This window comes from Victivallis lenta (assembly GCF_009695545.1).
GTDB lineage: Bacteria > Verrucomicrobiota > Lentisphaeria > Victivallales > Victivallaceae > Victivallis > Victivallis lenta.
The window spans coordinates 70,989-87,643 of sequence record NZ_VUNS01000013.1; the positions used below are offsets into that span (position 1 = coordinate 70,989).

Sequence of the window (16,655 nt, forward strand, 5' to 3'; positions counted from 1 at the left end):
CTCCGTCGTTATCCTAACGCGTTCCGAAAATCAGTGTGCCGACCCGCACGATCGTCGAACCGTGGCGCGCCGCGATTTCATAGTCGCCGCTCATCCCCATCGACAGCTCCGGCAGCTCCCGGCCGAGCTTCGCTTCAAGCTCGTCGCGGGTCAGCCGCAGCAGCTCGAAGATCGCCGCGATCTTCACCGGTTCGGCGTCGAAGGGCGCCATGGTCATGAATCCGCGGAAATCGAGATTCGCGCACGCCGCCGCGCGCCGGGCGAACGGCTCGAGCTCCGCGACCGGCACGCCGGCCTTGCTCGCCTCGCCGGAGACATTCACTTCGAGCAGGACGGCCGGGCGCTTCCGCTCCTCTCCGGCGATCCGGTCGAGCCGCTCGAGCAGCGCAGCCGAATCGACCGAGTGGATGACCTTCGCCAGCTGCACCGCCTTCCGGGCTTTGTTCGACTGCAGGCGGCCGATGAAATGCCATTCGATGTCCTCCGGCAGCCGGGCGGCCTTCTCCGCCAGCTCCGTCACCCGGCTTTCGCCGAAGGCGCGGACGCCCGCGTCGTACAGCTCCCGGATCGGCTCGACCGGAAACGTCTTGCTGACCGCGAGAAGCCGGATCTCCGCCGGATCGCGGTGCGCCTCGCGCGCCGCCGCATCAATCGCGGCGCGCACTTCCATGTAATTTGCAATTACCGGACTCATCGCGCCGCTACGCCCTGTCGTTTGCGAATTTCAGTCTGTTTTCGGGCGGGCGCGACGTGATCTTGGTTCCGGGCGGCAGGCTTTCGGTCAGCCAGACGTTGCCGCCGATCACGGAGTTGTCGCCGATCGTGATGTCGCCGAGCACCGACGCGCCGGAATAGATCGTCACGTTGTTGCCGATGGTCGGATGGCGCTTGTTGCCCTTGATCAGCATGCCGCAGGCGTCCTTCGGGAAATTCCCGGCGCCGAGCGTCACTCCCTGGTAGATCCGCACGTTGTCGCCGATCACGGCCGTCTCGCCGATCACCACGCCGGTGCCGTGGTCGATGAAGACCCCGCGCCCGAGATGTGCGCCGGGATGGATGTCGATCCCGGTCTGGCTGTGAGCGTGCTCGGTCATCATGCGCGGAATGAACGGCACCCCCTGATGATAAAGCACATGCGCCATGCGCTGAATCGTAATGGCCTTGATGCCCGGATAGCTCAGGATGATCTCGTCGTACGAAGTCGCCGCCGGATCGCCCGCATAAGCCGCCTCGACGTCGAGCTTGACCGTTTCGCGGATCTGCGGCAGCGCGTCGAGCAGGGCGAACACCGCCTCGTTCGTGCCGCACTCCTCGCAGGAGCGCACCTTGCGCGAGTAGCGGATCGCCCGGCACATCTGGTCGAACAGCTCGGAATAAATCTCCTTCAGCAGCTCCGCCACATCATGCGCGATCATCTCCTTATGCCCCTGCCGCCGGCCGTCGAAGCCGGGGAAGATCACTTCGAGAAGCTTCTCGGTGATCTCCACGATCTCGGCGCGGCGCGGCAGGTTGACGCCGTCCAGATGGTTCACGCCGAAGCCGTCCCTGTAGGTTTCGCCGATCCGGTCGACGATCTCCGCGAGACGGACCGACGCCGCCCCCTCGAGGTCGCTGAAATCATATTTCAAAGGCTGCATGGTATTCACTCCACATTCTGTATCTGTTCGCGCAGCTTCTCGAGCTCGCTTTTGAAGGCGACCACGAGCGGCGACACCGCAGGGACCCCGGCTTTGTTGCCGAGCGTCGTGATCTCCCGGAACATCTCCTGCATCAGGAAGTCGAGGCTGCGGCCGACCGGCTTCGACTCCGCCAGGAACCGGCGGAACTGGCCGAAGTGGCTGTGAAGCCGCGTGATCTCTTCGGTCACGTCGGCTTTGTCGGCGTAGAACAGCACCTCCTTCAGCAGCCGCTCATCATCGCCGGGGACCGGAATCTTCTCCTCCTCAAGCCTGGCCAGCAGCCTCGCCTTGATCCCGGCATTCATCTCCGCCGCCAGCGGTTCGATTTCGGCCAGCAGGGATTCGAGCAGCCGCTCGCGCGATTCGAGGTCGTTCTTCAGCGCCGCGCCCTCGTGTTCGCGCATCTCGCGGTAGCCGTCGAGCGCGGCGCGAAGCGCCTGCTCGTATGCGGCGGCCATGCCGGGCGACTGCGCATCGGGCCGCGCCGCCGCGACGACCCCCGGAATCATCATCAATTGTTCGACCTGCACCGCATGATCGAGCCCGGCCTCGCGGCGCGCCCGGCACGCCGCCTCGATGAGGGCGGCCAGAAATCCGGCATCGACCACATTCCCCGCCGTCGCGGCGGAAGCGGAACTGCCGATCTTCAGCTGGATCGAACCGCGGCTCACCTCCTCCGCCACCAGCCTGCGGGCCAGCGGCTCGAACTCCGAAAACTCGGACGGCGCCGATACGCGCAGCTCGAACTGCTTGCGGTTCACGCTCGAGATCTCCGCCGTAACGCGGATTCCGTCAAATTCGGCCTCTCCTTTGCCGAAGCCGGTCATACTAAGCATTGCCGCCGTCCTCCACGCCGCCGTCCTCCGCGCCGCCGCTCTTCTCAAGCGGCTTTTCCGTCGGAACGACCGGCTCCGGCGGCGGCGTTTTCCGCGCCTCCTCCTCTTCCGGCAATTCGATCGGAGTCTGCGCATTTTCCGGCGTCTTCAGGATACTGACGGTGGCGGCGTCCAGCTCTTCGGTTTTCATCTTGCCGGCGAAGTTGATCGTCCACCCGGTCAGGTCGCCTTTTCCGGTACCGCAGAACACAACGCACCTGCCGGGCTCGTCAAGCTCCCAGGCCAGCGAGAGCTGCGGGCGCGAAGAAAGCGTCTCCCGCGCTTTTTCGATCTCCTCCGGGTCGAGCGTGCCGGACGGATTCAGCACCAGCGGAAAATTCGTCTCGATCACCGACGGGAAGTCGAAACGGACCCGGTTGAACTCCGCCACGCTGAGGTCCTCGTACAGATAGTTCCGGGCATAGTCGCGCGCCAGCTGCATCGCACTTACAATCGGCAGCCCGAACTTTTCGAAATTCTTCCGGACCAGACGGTTCGGATACCAGTACTCCATGCTGCCCGAAGAGGTTCCGAAAACAAGATAGTCCTTGTCTTCTCCCGGGATGCGCCAGGTCACGCAGATCTGCAGCACCTCGCTCATTCCCTCTCCCGGCTGGCTGCCGCCGGGCAGGACCGGCCCGACCAGCAGAACCGGGCGGTTGAATTTGACGAAATAGAGCTGCTCGGCCGAAAGCTCCGTCGCATGCTCGAGCAGATAGGCGCGGGCGCGCTGCACGGCACGGTCCTGATAATAGGCGTCGGAACGGCAGCCGGCGGTCAGCCCGAGCAGCGCGGCAGCCAGCATCATCCCCGGCAGAATCGTCCATCTCTTCAGTATCGGCATAAAAACATATCTCCTGTATCGATCGTGTATAAACCAAACTATACTCTGTTTTTCGCATTTCGTCAATCCGATTTGTCCGATATGGCATTGAAATTCCGCAAAAACGAATTAATGTAATAATAAACGGAGGTTCTTTCAGATTTTTATGGTCCCGACAGCATTTTACGGCGGCAGCTTCGATCCGCCCCATCTCGGCCATCTCGGCATAGCGAAACAGGCGCTCGCTTCGGGAAAGACCGCGAGGGTGCTTTTCGTTCCGGCCTTCGACCCGCCGCACAAGTCCGGCGGCAAACGCGCGCCGTTCGCCGACCGGCTCGCCATGACCAGGCTGCTGGCGGAGGGACAGCCCGGAATCGAAGTCTCCGACATCGAAGGGCGCCTCGGGCTGCACCCATCCTACACCTTCGCCGTTCTGTCGGCGCTGGAAAAGGAACGCCCGGGGGAGCGGCTCCAGCTGCTGATCGGCGGCGACAGCCTGCTCTCTCTGCACGAGTGGGCGCACGCCTCGGAACTGGCGGAGAGGTATGAAATTCTGACTTATCCGCGGCGCGGCGAACTCCCCGTCGCGGCGGAGCTCGCGCGCTTCTGGCCGCCGCAAACCGTGAAAAAGCTGCTGGGGGGCGTTCTGCAGGGAGATTTTTTCGAAATATCTTCCACGAAGATCAGAAACGATGTGGCAAAAATGCACCGGATGCGCCATATTAATAGCGGGACGACCCGGCGTGTGGAGGAGTACATCCGGAGAAATCATTTATACGGACAGGAGAAACCAATGACGAACGAAAAGAAACTGACGCCGGCCGAACTGGCCGACTTCTGTGTAAAGTGCGTGGAAGAGAAGCTTGCCGAAAACACGGTGAAAATCCATGTCGGCCCCTCTTCCTCGGTGGCGGATTACTTTGTGATTTCCACCGCGAATTCGGAGCCGCAGCTGCGCGCGCTGACCGGGTTCCTCGAACGCGAAGCCCGCGAAAAGCTCGCGCTGCGCCCGCTGTCGGAATCCGGCGAGAGCGAAAGCGGCTGGATTCTGATCGATTTCGGCACGGTCATCGTGCATATCATGACCCCCGAGGTCCGCGACCGCTACAACCTCGAAGGCCTGTGGGGCGAAAAGCCCAGCGAAGAAGCGGTCAGAACGCTTGCGGAGCATCATCCGTAAACGGAACGGAAACGGTAAAACCGCCGGCGCCGGCGCGGCGGCCGAGTGAAAATTGCCTCGAAGTTCAAAAGAGGAGGCGACATATGGCTGAATTCAAAAACAACGGGGAAAGTTGGAACGAGTTCCAATGGGAAAAAGAGATCCGGCGCGACGAGCGGCGGATCAGCTGTTATTTCCGCGAACTTCCGGGCTGCCTCGATCTTCCCGGCGAAGAGGAGATGATTTTCAGCACGCTTCTGTCTTCGCCGGACCTCGTGCCGACCGGCGGCAACCCCGACTCGCTGCGGTTCTGGCAGCGGCCGGATGAGGACGATGAAGAGTACGAGGACTCCGACGATCCGCCCCGGCGCCGTCCCGGCGCCGAGATCGTCGAGGAGATCGACCGGCTTGCGACCGAATGGAACGTCTGCTGCGCTTCGTCGCTGCGTTCGAACCTCGATCTGCACGGGCTCGGCATCGTCTGCGCCTACGGCAAGCTGCTGGCCAGAACCGCGGATTTCGTCGATACGGAGGCGGATACGGCCCGCGGGCTCAAGATCAGTCTCGGCAAACGGGCGCTGGCGGACCTGAACGAGCTGGTCGGCGCGCTCGAGCAGCTCAGCACGCTCCAGCGTTCGCTGGCGACCGATCTCGCATTGGCCGTCGAACTGCTCGGCCACGTGCGCGAACGGCTGATCGATCTCGTGGAGCAGCTCAGGAAATGAACAGCAGCCGGCGCTCCGCGTCGACCGCCCTCGGCGCCGTCGCGCTTCTCGCCGTGGCGGGAGCGGCCACGGCGCGGGTCTGCTTCGATGTCGTCGCGACGGACATGGTCTATTTCCTCGTGCGCGCTTCGGAGACGCCCCGGCTGGTTCCGCTGGCCGGATTTGTCGCGCTTTTCGAACTTCTGCTGCTGCGGGTCAAACCGCGGCGGCTGCTTGAGGTGTTCGCGCCGTTCGTGCTCGTGCTGCCGTTCCTCCCCTTCCCGCCGTCGGTCAATCTGCTGGCCGCTTATGCCGCCGCCGCGGGGCTGACCGTCTACCGCGCGGCGCTCGTCGGCGCATTCGACGGCAAAAGCGCGCGGCAGTTCACCGGCCGGCTGCCGCTCCTGTCCGGGCTGCTGACCGTCCTCATGTGCGCGCTCGGCGTCCTCGCCTCGAAGCTCGCCTACGACCGGCTCTTCCTGACCATGTCCGACTGGGGCATCTACACGGCAATGGCCTGGAACACGTTTCACGGCGAAATCCTGCGCGGGACCTGGCCGGTTCCGGATTTCTCGGCCGGACACTTCATGCCGGGCTTTTTCTTCCCGATGTCGGTCGTCTTCGGGCTGCTGCCGTCGGTATTCACGGCGTTCGGCTGCGGAGCGCTTGCGCTCTGGGGCAGCGCCGTGCTCGTCTGGCTCTTCGCCCGGAAACGCGGCTTTTCCCGGCCGTACGCGGCGGCGTTCGGTCTCATCTGGCTGCTCTACCCGTCGGTTTCGAACCTGAATTATACGCTGTTCTACGGCGTCAACGCAATCGTCAGCTTCATCCCGGTCTTCTTCGGTTTCTACCTGCTCTACGAGGCGAAGCGCTATAAGCTCGCCTTCCTGGTCTTTCTCTTTTCGCTCACGCTCAAGGAGACGGTCGGAATCTTCTGGCTCGGCTGGGGAATCGTCAGCTTTTTCGAGGGGCGGCGGCGCGACGGCGTTCTCTACGGCGCGATCGGAGCGCTCTATTTCCTGCTGGCGGTCAAAGTGCTGATTCCGTATTTCGCCGGTGCCGACTATATCTTCTACGGCCAGTTCGAGCAGCTCGGCGGCGGCATGACCGATATTCTTCTGTCCCCCTTCACCCGGCCCGGAGAATTCTGGGGACAGGTGCTGCGAATCAAAAACCTTCAGCTGCTCGTCCTGCTGCTTCTGCCGGTATTTCCGGGCGCGCTGAACCGGCCGTGGCTGCTCGGCGCAAGCGCGCTGCTGCTCGGCTTCAATTTCGTGCGCGGCAGCGAGGAGATCGTGAATCTCGTCCTGCAGTACCAGGTCGAAACCATCGCGATGTTCACCGTCGCGCTCGTGCTCGGCGTCCGGCAGGCCAAAGCCTCCGGCCGGCTGCCGCGGCTGCTGGCCTGGCGCCTCGAAGGGGCGAAAAAGCAGAATACCCGGCTGGCCATGACCGCCGGGACGCTCGGCTGCGCCTTCTTCTCGCACGTATTCTTCGCCGAAACTTTTTACGGCAAGAACAATGTCGGCAAAATCGACGGATTCACGAATGCGCAGGAGGAGGTCTCGGAACTGAAGAAAATCATTCCGCCCGGCGTGAAAATCAGCGCGGGCCAGCAGCTTGCGCCGCAGTTTCTGTTCCGCAACACGCTCTACGGCGAACAGCGCCCGGAGGGGGAGTTCGTGCTCTACCACATCGGCGACGACCCGATCAGCGTCAGTCTGGAGCAGCACCGGAAGAATCTGGAAGACCCTGCCCTGGCCCCGGTCTGGAGCCGCCGTCTCGACGACGGCCGCACGCTGCTGCTGTTCCGGCGCGGCGCGGACCTGCCCCGGCTCAGGCCGTACGGGACGGTTCGTCCTGCCCGGTCCGTCCTGCCGCCCCGGCCGGCAGCCACGGAAGATGGAATCCGCTGCTTCACGGCGACCTTCCTGCCGGGAGAAAACGGCGGTGTGCTGGTCCGGCTCAAGCTGCTGCGGAAACTTGATGCATTTCCGCGCATCTATGCGCAGGCGCTCTTTCCGGACGGGCGTGTATTCCGGAAATCCTTCTTCTTCGCCGACGCCGCCGTCGCGCCGGAGCAGCTTCCGGTCGGGGCAACCGATGAATTCACCATTCCGGTCTCCCCGGAAGAGCTGGCGAATTCCGAATTCGGAATCGGCGTACGGCTGCTGCCGTGACTCCGGATTCGGAAAAAGTCGGAATCGTCTCTCTTTTTCCGTAAATTCTCTCCCTCCCATTTCAAGCTGTTCCGCGGTATAATATCAGCAGAACAAACCAAGGAGGTTCTGCCATGAAACCGTTTTCACCGATCGATCCCGCCGCCGTGAAACTGAACGATCCGGTCTTTGCCGGACGGGTCGAAGCGTGCCGAACATCCACGATACCGTCCTCGGTGGCCAAATGCCGCGAAACCGGGCGGATCGATGTGTTCCGCCTCGCCTGGAAAGAGGGTATGCCGAACCGGCCGCATATCTTCTGGGACTCCGACTTCGCAAAGGTCCTCGAGGGAATGGCGCTCATGCTCGCGCTGAATCCGGACGATCAGGCGCTGGCCGGCGAACTTGACGGCTACGTCGATCTCGTGATCTCCGCTCAGCAGCCGGACGGCTACCTCAACACGCACTTCACGGTGGTCGATCCCGAAAACCGCTGGAAAAATATTTACGACTGCCATGAACTCTACTGCGCCGGGCATCTGATGGAAGCGGCGGTCGCCCACTTCCGCGCCACCGGCAGCCGGAAATTCCTCGACGCGCTCTGCCGCTACGCCGATTACATCGCAACCGTGTTCGGCAGCGAGCCCGGCAAAATTCACGGCTACCCGGGCCACGAGGAGATCGAGCTCGCGCTCTGCAAGCTGGCCGATGCGACCGGCGAAGCGAAATATCTCAAGCTTGCCCGCTACTTCATCGACGAACGCGGCAAACAGCCGAATTTCTTCGAGCTCGAAGGACAACAGCGGCACGCGTCGCTGAACGTCGACTCGCTGGCAAACCGCCAGGCCCACATTCCGGTCCGCGAACAGACCGATGCGGTCGGCCACTCGGTGCGCGCGCTCTATCTCTACACCGGCATGGCCGACGTCGCCATGCGGACCGGCGACCCAAGCCTGCTCGATGCCTGCCGCACGCTTTTCGACAGCGTCGCCGGGAAGCGCATGTACCTGATCGGCGGCTGCGGCTCGACCCCGGTCGGCGAGGCGTTCACGAACGACTACGACCTCCCGAACGACACCGCCTACGCAGAGAGCTGCGCCGCGATGGCCCTTGTGCAGTTCGCGCGCCGGATGGCCGACGCGACCGGCGAAGTCCGTTACGCGGACGTGATGGAACAGGCGCTCTACAACGGCGCTCTCTCCGGCATCTCGCTCGGAGGCGACCGCTTCTTCTATGCGAATCTGCTGACCGTGGACGACGCGACCTTCACCTTCGGGCACATTCACACCGAACGCCAGCCGTGGTTCGACTGCTCCTGCTGTCCGACGAGCTTCTGCCGTTTCCTGCCGCAGCTCGGCAGCCTGGCCTGGTCGCGCCGGCCCGGGGAACTGCGCTGCAACATCCCGGCCGCCGGCAGCGTGACATCCGGCGGAGCGGCCGTCAAGGTTTCCGGCCGTTATCCGTATGACGGCGAAATCGGTTTCGAAATCATTTCGGGCGGAAACTTCGTCCTGAGCGTCCGCATTCCGTCCTGGTGCCGGAGCTGGAGCGCCGCCCTCAACGGGAAACCGCTCGAAACCGGCGCGAAGGAGGGATATCTGACTGTTTCGCGCGACTGGAAGGCGGGCGACCGGCTCGAACTCCGGCTTGAACTCACCGTCGACGTGGTCCGGGCCAATCCGAAGGTAACCGCCGATGCGGGAAAGATCGCCCTGATGCGCGGCCCGGTCGTCTACGCGCTCGAGAGCGTCGACAACGGTCCGGGCGTCAGCACACTGATCGTCCCGGCGGAACAGGCGTTCCGCCTCGGCGAAGCGGAGGGGCTCGCCGGAGTCCCGGCGATTCTCGGCGAAGCGCTGCGCGAATCAGACGAGTCGGAAGGACGGCTCTACTTCCGCAACCGGACGCCGTCGCGCACCCGGACCGGTTTCATCGCCGTGCCGTACGCGCTCTGGCAGAACCGCGGCAAATCCGAGCTGGCCACCTGGCTGCGCAGCAACTGATCCGCGACCGGGCCCGCGTCTTCCCTCCGCGGCCCGCCGGTCAGTATGCGGTCAGCGTCAGCGGAGAGAGTTCAAACTCCGTCCCGGCATCGCCGTAGAGGTCCACGGCGAACATCGAAACCGCTCCGGTCCGGCCGCCCCAGGCCTTGGCTTCGGGGCTGCTGGAGTGGGGCCATTCGAGCTTCGAAAGCTCCACATCGAACTCGCTCCAGCCATCCTTCTCCGCGACCGGCTCCAGCCATCGGCAGACGCCGTTGTCGCCGCTGGAGGATTGGTACAGCAGCTTGACCCGGAGCGGCTTCGTGCTTCTGAGCGCAAAGCGGAGGCGGTTCCACACGGTTCCGTCGATCTCCCGGCCGCGCAGCGCCGGGGCGATCCAGCCGTGGCCGCGGGTCAGGATAAAGCGGTTATTCGCCGTCTGCCGGACGCCGAAACTCTTTTCGAAGTCGTCGTCCCGGTGATCCCAGCGGTCGCCGGCGATCTCTTCCGCCCAGTCGCGGAACCGGACGCCGGCGGCGGCCAGCAGGATCGGCACGCCGGTGTTGTCCGAAACGAACTCGACCGCTTTCACCCGGCGGAACGGCTCCGGATTGTCGAGAATCGACGCATAGAAACCGAAGCTCGCCTGCACGAGCGGATGCTTTCCCTGAAACGCCACAGCCGCACCGGCCCGGTCGAACGGCGCGTACCAGTCGCCGATATCGCGCCCCTCCACGACCGGCAGCGCGGCCGTGCCGCCGTCGGCATAATGCAGAATCACCCGGTACAACTCTTTTCCGCGCGCCGGATACCAGGCGGTGTGGAAGAGAACCAGCGACCGGAGAGCCTCCGGGCGGTGGAATATGATCTCAGCCTTTTCGGGGAAAGCGGGCGTTTTGACCCCGCGCAGAATCAGGGCCCGGCCGTCGGCGGGAATGCGGTACGGGACCGCGTGAAATTTCAGGTCGCCGCGCGGTCCCTGCCGGAAATCCGGCAGTCCGGCACCGGTCCAGCCGCGCACGCCGGACGGGTCGTCGGTGAAGCTCCGGTTCGCGATCTTCTCGAACGGAAGGACGAAGCAGTCGGCCGCCGGAATCCGGGCGAAGTGCTCCAGCAGCGGATTCGCTTCGCCCTGCGCCATCGGCCGCATATTCCGCCTCTTTGTCCCCGTGTCGTTCACAAGATTTGCGAACAGCGCCGCGGCGGCCGGATCGCCGTCCAGCCGCTCGAGCAGTTCGACCTGCGAAACGGTCACGCTCCCCTCCCCGATCCCGAAACCGGCGATCAGCATGCCGGGGCCGTCCGGATTGTACGGGAAACCGGTTCCGAGCAGATTGACCGAAAGCGGATAAAGCAGCGCGCGGCCGACGATGCCGCCGTCTCCATTCAGCCCGGCCTGAAAATGCCGGGTGCTCAGACCCGCAAATACCGGATGGTCCGGATCGGCAAGCTCCATGATCGTCGATGCCGATTCTGCCCGCTTCTCCGGCTGCTTCACCGAATAGCCGGGCAGAATCCAGTTCAGATTCGCGCCGGGCGGCAGATTCAGCAGCAGCAGCTTGCCGCCCTTCTTCACGAATCCGGCCAGCTGCCCGCCGGCGGCGGCCAGCGCCGCGGCGGATTCCGGATCGGCCGCCGAAACGACCAGCGCTTCAAAGTCTCCGGTCTGAGAAAGCGTCCTGAGTTCGGGCAGTTTCAGCGCCCGGAGCCGCCCGCTGCCGTTGTCCCACTTGGCCATGCGGCGTTCGGGGCGGATTTCCGGGCGGGGACCGCCGCGGAAGAACGGGAATGAGCGCTCCACTTTGCAGTCGCCGGCGGTCAGCGTCGCCCGGAGCTCACAGAATCCCGGAAATCCGGCTTCGAGCTCCATCGGAAAAACGCTGCGCTCGACCCCTTCCGGCAGCGCAAGCTCGCGCACGACCGGTTCGCCGGTATCGACGGCCTGTTCCCCGTAACGGAAAACCTGCAGTTCGAGCCGGGCTTTCCGCGCCTTCATCGAGTCGTTGACGACGATGAGGCCGAACCTGAGTTTACCGCCGGATACGTTCGGCTCCCAGTTCTCCACGCCGACATAATACGGCCGGATCAGCTCCGAATAGGCGGGGTAGATGATGTCGCGCCGCCCGGTCCAGAGGTGATAACCCTGAAAACGGATGTCGGCGCGGAACCGGTCGAACGCGTCCCCGACGATCGCGTTTACGAACGCCGCCGCGCCGGGCGGCTCCGTCGCCGCCGGGAGATAGCGCTGCTGCGCGAGAAAGGCGCGCAGCCCGTACCAGCGGATATCCGCGATGCGCTTCCGGCGATTCAGCTCCTTCAGATACTCTTCCACGCCCATTTTTCGGTTGAGCGGAACAAGCTGTTCCGGCTTGTTGTGGCCGACGTGAACCGACTCGAACACGGCTGCCGGCTTTGCGAAAGCCTCCCCGCCGTATAACTCCTCAAGTCCCCGGAAGTAGCGGTCGAAATCCTGCTCCGCGAAATTCGGCGCCATCTGGCTCGTCACATTATAGAGGTGCGAATCGTAGAGGTCGGTCGCCACCGGAACGCCCGGGATGCCGAACGAGTGCAGCCCGCTGCCGGTATTGAACGGCCGCATCGGATCGAGCGGTTTCAAAGCCCGGTAAAGTTCGTTCAGTTCGTCGGCAGTCGAATCGGTCCACACCTCGTTCGAGAGCGTCCAGATCACGGCGGACGGATGGTTGTAGTCGCGGAAAATCCGTTCGCGCCACTCGTAAAGCGTGGTGTCCATGAACTCCTTCCGCTGCTCCGGGGTCGGAAAGACCAGATCGCTGAACACCCGGTGGAACATCGGGAATTCGTCGATGACCAGCAGCCCCTCCTCGTCCGCGATCGCAAGCAGCCGGTGCGAATCCGAACCGCCCATGTGATAGCGGATCGCATTGACCCCGGCTCTCTTCTGGCGGCGCAGATCGGCGCGGAGCTTTGCGTCGGAACCCGGTTCCGTGCGTTCCCACCCGCCGGAGGTCAGGATATTGCCGGCATACAACCGAATCCGTTCTCCGTTCAGGCAGAATTTGCCGCCGACCGCCCGGAAGTCGCGGAAGCCGAACCGCCCGGAGCTCTTCGCCGCGACCTTTCCGGCCCGGTCGAGGATTTCAACGTCAAAGCGGTAAAGCTGCGGATCGGCGGGACTCCATAACTTCGGGTCGCGCAGCGGGAAACGGACCTGAATCCGGTTCTCTCCCGGCTTCAGCGCGAAGCTGCCGAGTTCGGCCGCCTGCGCGTTTCCGGCCGCATCGACGGCCGTCGCCCGGAAGACATACTCGCCCGGAGCGAGATGGTTGCGCAATTCCAGGACCGCGTCGAGCGCGCTCTCCTTCACAAGCGGCGTAAGCAGCATCCTCCGGACGTTCAGCGCAGATGTGATTTTCAGTGTGACATTGCCGGTGATGCCGCCTGAATTCGAAGAGGCCGAGAACATTTTTCCGTAGACATGGCGGGGCGGATGTTCGCCGAAGTCGTTCGCGACCCACATCCGGAGCGTATTGGAGCCGGGCTTCACCAGCGGCGTCACATCGACCTCGAATCCGGTAAAGCTCCCTTTATGGGAGGCGGCGCGCCGGCCGTTCACGAAGAGCTCGGTTTCGAAGGCAACCGAGCCGAAATCGAGGTAAACCCTCCGGTTTCCGAGCTCCGCCGGAATGTCGAAGGAGGTGTCGAACCAGCCGCTCACATAGACCGGCTTCCCGGTGAACTGGTAGTTCGCGCTCCGGCGGGAGGCGTCCGGATAGGTGTCCGGAAACGCCTCGTGCCAGTTGTAATGCGGAACTTTGATCGTCTTCCAGGCCGTCGTCGGAGTCTCCGGCAGATGGAGTTTCGCCGCCAGCCCCGGCGCGGAGGCCGGACGCTTCGCGCTCTTCACCGGCGGCAGAACCCGCCAATTTCCGTTCAGCGACCGGAACTCCGTCCCGCCCCCGATCAGTGCCGCCCCGAAGAGCAGCATCGCCAGCGCCCAAGTACGTCTCATCGGCTTTCCTTCCTGATAACCTTACATTACCTGACCACTTATAATTATAGCAGATTCGGCGTTCAAAAGCAACCCCCGGCCGAAAAAACCGGTGAAATTTCCCGGTTTTCATTTGGCATTCCCCCGCTCCCACGTTATACTTAACAACATGGAACCGGTACAACGCAGGGAGAATATCATGATTGTCGTCAACACCGAAACGATTCCCGGCATGAAGATCGTCGAGCTGAAGGGGCTCGTACAAGGCAACACCGTGCGGGCCAAGCATGTCGGGCGCGACATCGCGGCCTCTTTCAAGAACTTCGTCGGCGGCGAACTCAAGGGTTATACCGAGCTCCTGACCGAATCGCGCAGCGAAGCCGTGGCCCGCATGCTCGCGCAGGCCGAAGAGCTCGGCGCCAATGCGGTGGTCAATGTCCGCTTTGCGACGAGCAGCATCACGGCCGGAGCCGCCGAGCTCTACGCGTACGGCACGGCGGTCGTCGCGGTGCCGTCGGAGGGCTGAACGATGAGCGGCATTTTCCTGACGGGCGCCGTCTTCGCGGTCTGTTTCGGAACCGGTTTCTTCTGCTTCCGCCTGACCGAGACGAAACGCGAGGAGTACCTGAAGAAGATGGAAGCGGAGCTGGCGGACATCGCGGTGACCGACCTCAAAAACGTCCCGGAGCCGGCCGCCGCCGGCGGGGCGCAGCTCGTCACCGGCTGCGTCGCGGTGGCGAACAACTATTTTCTCGGCGTCTGCGCCTCGATCCGGAATCTGTTCGGCGGAGAAATGCACGGCTATACCCGGCTCTGCACCGATGCGCGCCGGATGGCGCTCGTCCGCCTGAAACTCGAAGTCCGGGCGCTCGGCAGCCGCTGCATCTGCTGCCTGCGGTATGAAACCACGGTCATCCAGATGGAGCAGCAGGGGAACAAGCGCAGCGCCGCCGGCGTCGAACTCATGGCTTACGGCACCGCGCTGCTTCCGCCGGAAGGAAAAAACGCCTGATCCAGAGCGCCTCATTCTGCAGCGGCCTCCCGTCCGTCCCCGCAGAATTCCAGTTACGCGCTTTTCCGCCCGTCCGCATCCCCCCGCGCACTCCTCCGCGCCACGTCCGCCGTCGCGGTCTGCCGAACCCTCCCCGGCATGGTTTCATCCGGAGTTCCGGGGTTTCTTCCGTCACTTCCGCCGAATTCCGACCGAATCCCGCATGGATTGTTCAAAATCCGGTTCAAATTTCCGTTTAGCGGCGAAATAACCGGAACCGCCCCTTGCGCCCGCATGAAATAAGGACCATAATATAAACAGAAATCGGAACAATGGAATGAATTTCATGAACTATCACAGCAAAACCAACCGGCTCACCGAAATCTTTATCTGCGACCTCGCCGCCGAACGCTTCGGGGCGGAAGCATACCTGCCGTCGGAACAGCGCCTGGCCGAACAGTATCAGGCCAGCCGCAACACGATCCGCCGGATGCTCGATACCCTGATCTCCGACGGTACGCTGCTCCGCGACGAAAACCGCCGGGTCCGGGTCAATCCGGCTCAGCCTCAAAAAAACGCGGCGTCCGACCGGCAGCAGTTGAATTTCGCCTGGGCGTACGCGGCCTACCCCGACCCGATGGTCTCCGAAGTCAGCTCCGGCATTCAGGACTATATGAGGGAAAAACAACTGAACCTCCAACTGATTGCAAGCCACGAAAGCCATGAGACGGTCCTGAATGCGCTCGGGCACGCGCCGCAGCTCGGTTTCGACGGTGTCCTCGTGCTGAATTACCGCCAGGAACGCTATGACAGCACCATCGACCGGCTGCTGGATTCCGGAATCCCGGTGGTGACGGTCGGACCGGCCGGAAAATCACGCGCCGGCTCGCTCAGCGGAGACGACTTCGGCGGTGTGTTCGCCGCCATTTCCCGCCTGATCGAAAAATACGACCGGCCGGTCTGGTTCGTTTCGGCGCCGGCGGTTCCCGCCGACCTCGAAAACGACGAGCGCTTTCTCGCCTACACCCTGGCCATGCGGAACGCCGGATTCGGCGACCGGGTGGAAGAGTACAACTGCATGGTGCTCTGCGGCGACGCGCCGAAATACTGGCCGCTGCCCCAGAAGCTGTTCCGGGCGCCGTACCAGTTTTCGCCGTTCCTGGCCCGGATGCAGTTTCCGGCCTCCGTGTTCTGCTGTGACGACTACGTCGCCAACCGCCTCTATCTTGCCGCGCACGAAGCCGGCCTGAAGGTCGGGCAGGATCTCGCCGTCATCGGATTCGGCGACCTGCCGTTTGCGAAACGCCTCGATCCGCCGCTGGCCACGGTCCGGGTCGATTCCCGTTCCCTCGGTTATCAGGCGGCGCGGCTGCTGCACCGGTCGGTCGCCGACAGGCTCGGCACTTCCGTCCGCCTGAAAATCCCCGCGGAATTCATCGAACGCAAATCCATGTAAACCGGAAGGAATTTCCATCATGCCAAAACGCTTCCCCCTGATTGAACTTCTTGTCGCCATCGCGATCATCGCCCTGCTTTCTTTTCCCGGCGAAAAGAAAACAGGCAAAGAAAAGCCGGGCAACGGCATGTGCGTCACTCCGTTCCCGGTCATGCCGCTGGCGGGCTTCGCCCCCCGGAAGAAACGCCGTTTTACCCTGATAGAACTTCTTGTCGTTATCGCAATCATCGCGATTCTGGCATCCATGCTGCTGCCCGCGCTCAACAAAGCGCGGGAGCGCGGACGCAGTGTGCAATGCCTGAACCACCTCAGGCAGATCGGAACCGCACATCAGGGTTATTTCTCCGACAATGCGGACTATGTCGGCTACGCCGCCCAGGGGCCCGGCTGGAGCGACGTCCGTTCCTGGCGGCACGCCCTCCTGCCCTATCTTGAGAAAGCCTCCCTGGCTGACCATACCGATACCGCCGACGTGAAATATCCCCGCATCCTGCAATGTCCCTCCGTGCCGGTGGAGGAGTTCGCACGATTGGACTGGCCGCAGGTCGGCGGCATCCAGAGCGCCTACGGCGCGAATACCTCCGGCTACGACGAATCCAATCTGGGAGTGTTCGGTTTTCTGAACGGCAAGACGCCGATCAAGCAGCAGATGGCGCGCGAGCCCTCCCAGCTCATGACGATCACCGAAGGGTACTGGTACCTGAACTACTGGGAACACTATGACGATGCGCCGCGCCATGACGGCGCCCGCAACCTGCTCTACCTGGACGGTCACGCGGGAGCACTCCGGGGGCAACTGCCGCGCAATCTCTCCTCCGACGACAAAAAACTCTGGTACCATAAATAGAAAGAGCCGC

At 63.3% G+C, this 16,655-nt stretch carries 13 protein-coding genes; 8 read left to right on the forward strand and 5 right to left on the reverse strand.

Features of this window, described 5'->3' with window-relative positions; translation table 11 throughout:
- Window positions 1-13: 13 nt before the first annotated feature.
- From FYJ85_RS12605 to FYJ85_RS23150, 4 genes are read right to left on the reverse strand one after another with little or no spacing between them, the layout of a single operon-like run.
- Complete coding sequence (locus tag FYJ85_RS12605; RefSeq protein WP_154418972.1) at window positions 14-694, reverse strand: YggS family pyridoxal phosphate-dependent enzyme; 681 nt, start codon at window positions 692-694, stop codon at window positions 14-16.
- Between the two features lie 7 nt (window positions 695-701).
- Entirely contained in the window at window positions 702-1,637 is a 936-nt protein-coding gene (gene epsC, locus FYJ85_RS12610; RefSeq protein ID WP_106055331.1) for a serine O-acetyltransferase EpsC, read from the reverse strand.
- A gap of 5 nt (window positions 1,638-1,642) precedes the next feature.
- Window positions 1,643-2,515, reverse strand: a complete 873-nt coding sequence (locus FYJ85_RS12615; RefSeq protein ID WP_177995902.1) for a YicC/YloC family endoribonuclease — start codon at window positions 2,513-2,515, stop codon at window positions 1,643-1,645.
- Window positions 2,508-3,398 (reverse strand): hypothetical protein, encoded by an 891-nt coding sequence (locus FYJ85_RS23150; RefSeq protein WP_206213157.1) that lies wholly within the window; start codon window positions 3,396-3,398, stop codon window positions 2,508-2,510. Before FYJ85_RS23150 ends, FYJ85_RS12615 begins: the two co-directional genes overlap by 8 nt.
- 145 nt (window positions 3,399-3,543) lie before the next feature.
- Here FYJ85_RS23150 and nadD point away from each other — a divergent pair, with 145 nt between their 5' ends.
- The 4 genes from nadD (at window position 3,544) to FYJ85_RS12630 (ending at window position 9,402) form a co-directional block, all read left to right on the forward strand.
- On the forward strand, window positions 3,544-4,557 hold the full coding sequence (gene nadD / locus FYJ85_RS12620) for a nicotinate (nicotinamide) nucleotide adenylyltransferase (protein WP_106055327.1): 1,014 nt from the start codon (window positions 3,544-3,546) through the stop codon (window positions 4,555-4,557).
- Window positions 4,558-4,640: 83 nt separating this feature from the next.
- Window positions 4,641-5,261, forward strand: coding sequence for a hypothetical protein (locus FYJ85_RS23155; protein ID WP_158704334.1), 621 nt, complete (start codon window positions 4,641-4,643; stop codon window positions 5,259-5,261).
- Window positions 5,258-7,420, forward strand: a complete 2,163-nt coding sequence (locus FYJ85_RS12625; protein ID WP_206213158.1) for a DUF2079 domain-containing protein — start codon at window positions 5,258-5,260, stop codon at window positions 7,418-7,420. The genes FYJ85_RS23155 and FYJ85_RS12625 overlap by 4 nt, the downstream gene beginning before the upstream one ends.
- Before the next feature lie 113 nt (window positions 7,421-7,533).
- Window positions 7,534-9,402 carry a glycoside hydrolase family 127 protein gene (locus tag FYJ85_RS12630; RefSeq protein WP_154418978.1) on the forward strand — a complete coding sequence of 623 codons (1,869 nt, stop codon included), beginning with the start codon at window positions 7,534-7,536 and terminating at the stop codon, window positions 9,400-9,402.
- Between the two features lie 40 nt (window positions 9,403-9,442).
- Here FYJ85_RS12630 and FYJ85_RS12635 read toward each other — a convergent pair whose 3' ends face one another.
- Window positions 9,443-13,372, reverse strand: coding sequence for a glycoside hydrolase family 2 protein (locus tag FYJ85_RS12635; RefSeq protein ID WP_154418980.1), 3,930 nt, complete (start codon window positions 13,370-13,372; stop codon window positions 9,443-9,445).
- A gap of 178 nt (window positions 13,373-13,550) precedes the next feature.
- Between FYJ85_RS12635 and FYJ85_RS12640 the strand changes: the two genes are divergently transcribed.
- The 4 genes from FYJ85_RS12640 to FYJ85_RS12655 all read left to right on the forward strand — a co-directional run bounded on the left by FYJ85_RS12640 (window position 13,551) and on the right by FYJ85_RS12655 (window position 16,645).
- On the forward strand, window positions 13,551-13,877 hold the full coding sequence (locus FYJ85_RS12640; RefSeq protein ID WP_154418982.1) for a YbjQ family protein: 327 nt from the start codon (window positions 13,551-13,553) through the stop codon (window positions 13,875-13,877).
- 3 nt (window positions 13,878-13,880) lie between these two features.
- Entirely contained in the window at window positions 13,881-14,363 is a 483-nt protein-coding gene (locus tag FYJ85_RS12645; protein ID WP_154418984.1) for a YbjQ family protein, read from the forward strand.
- Window positions 14,364-14,688: 325 nt separating this feature from the next.
- Window positions 14,689-15,798 carry a substrate-binding domain-containing protein gene (locus FYJ85_RS12650; protein ID WP_206213159.1) on the forward strand — a complete coding sequence of 370 codons (1,110 nt, stop codon included), beginning with the start codon at window positions 14,689-14,691 and terminating at the stop codon, window positions 15,796-15,798.
- A 19-nt stretch (window positions 15,799-15,817) separates the two neighbouring features.
- The gene (locus FYJ85_RS12655) at window positions 15,818-16,645 is read left to right on the forward strand and encodes a type II secretion system protein (protein ID WP_206213160.1); all 828 of its coding nucleotides are present in this window, start codon (window positions 15,818-15,820) and stop codon (window positions 16,643-16,645) included.
- Window positions 16,646-16,655 lie beyond the last annotated feature (10 nt).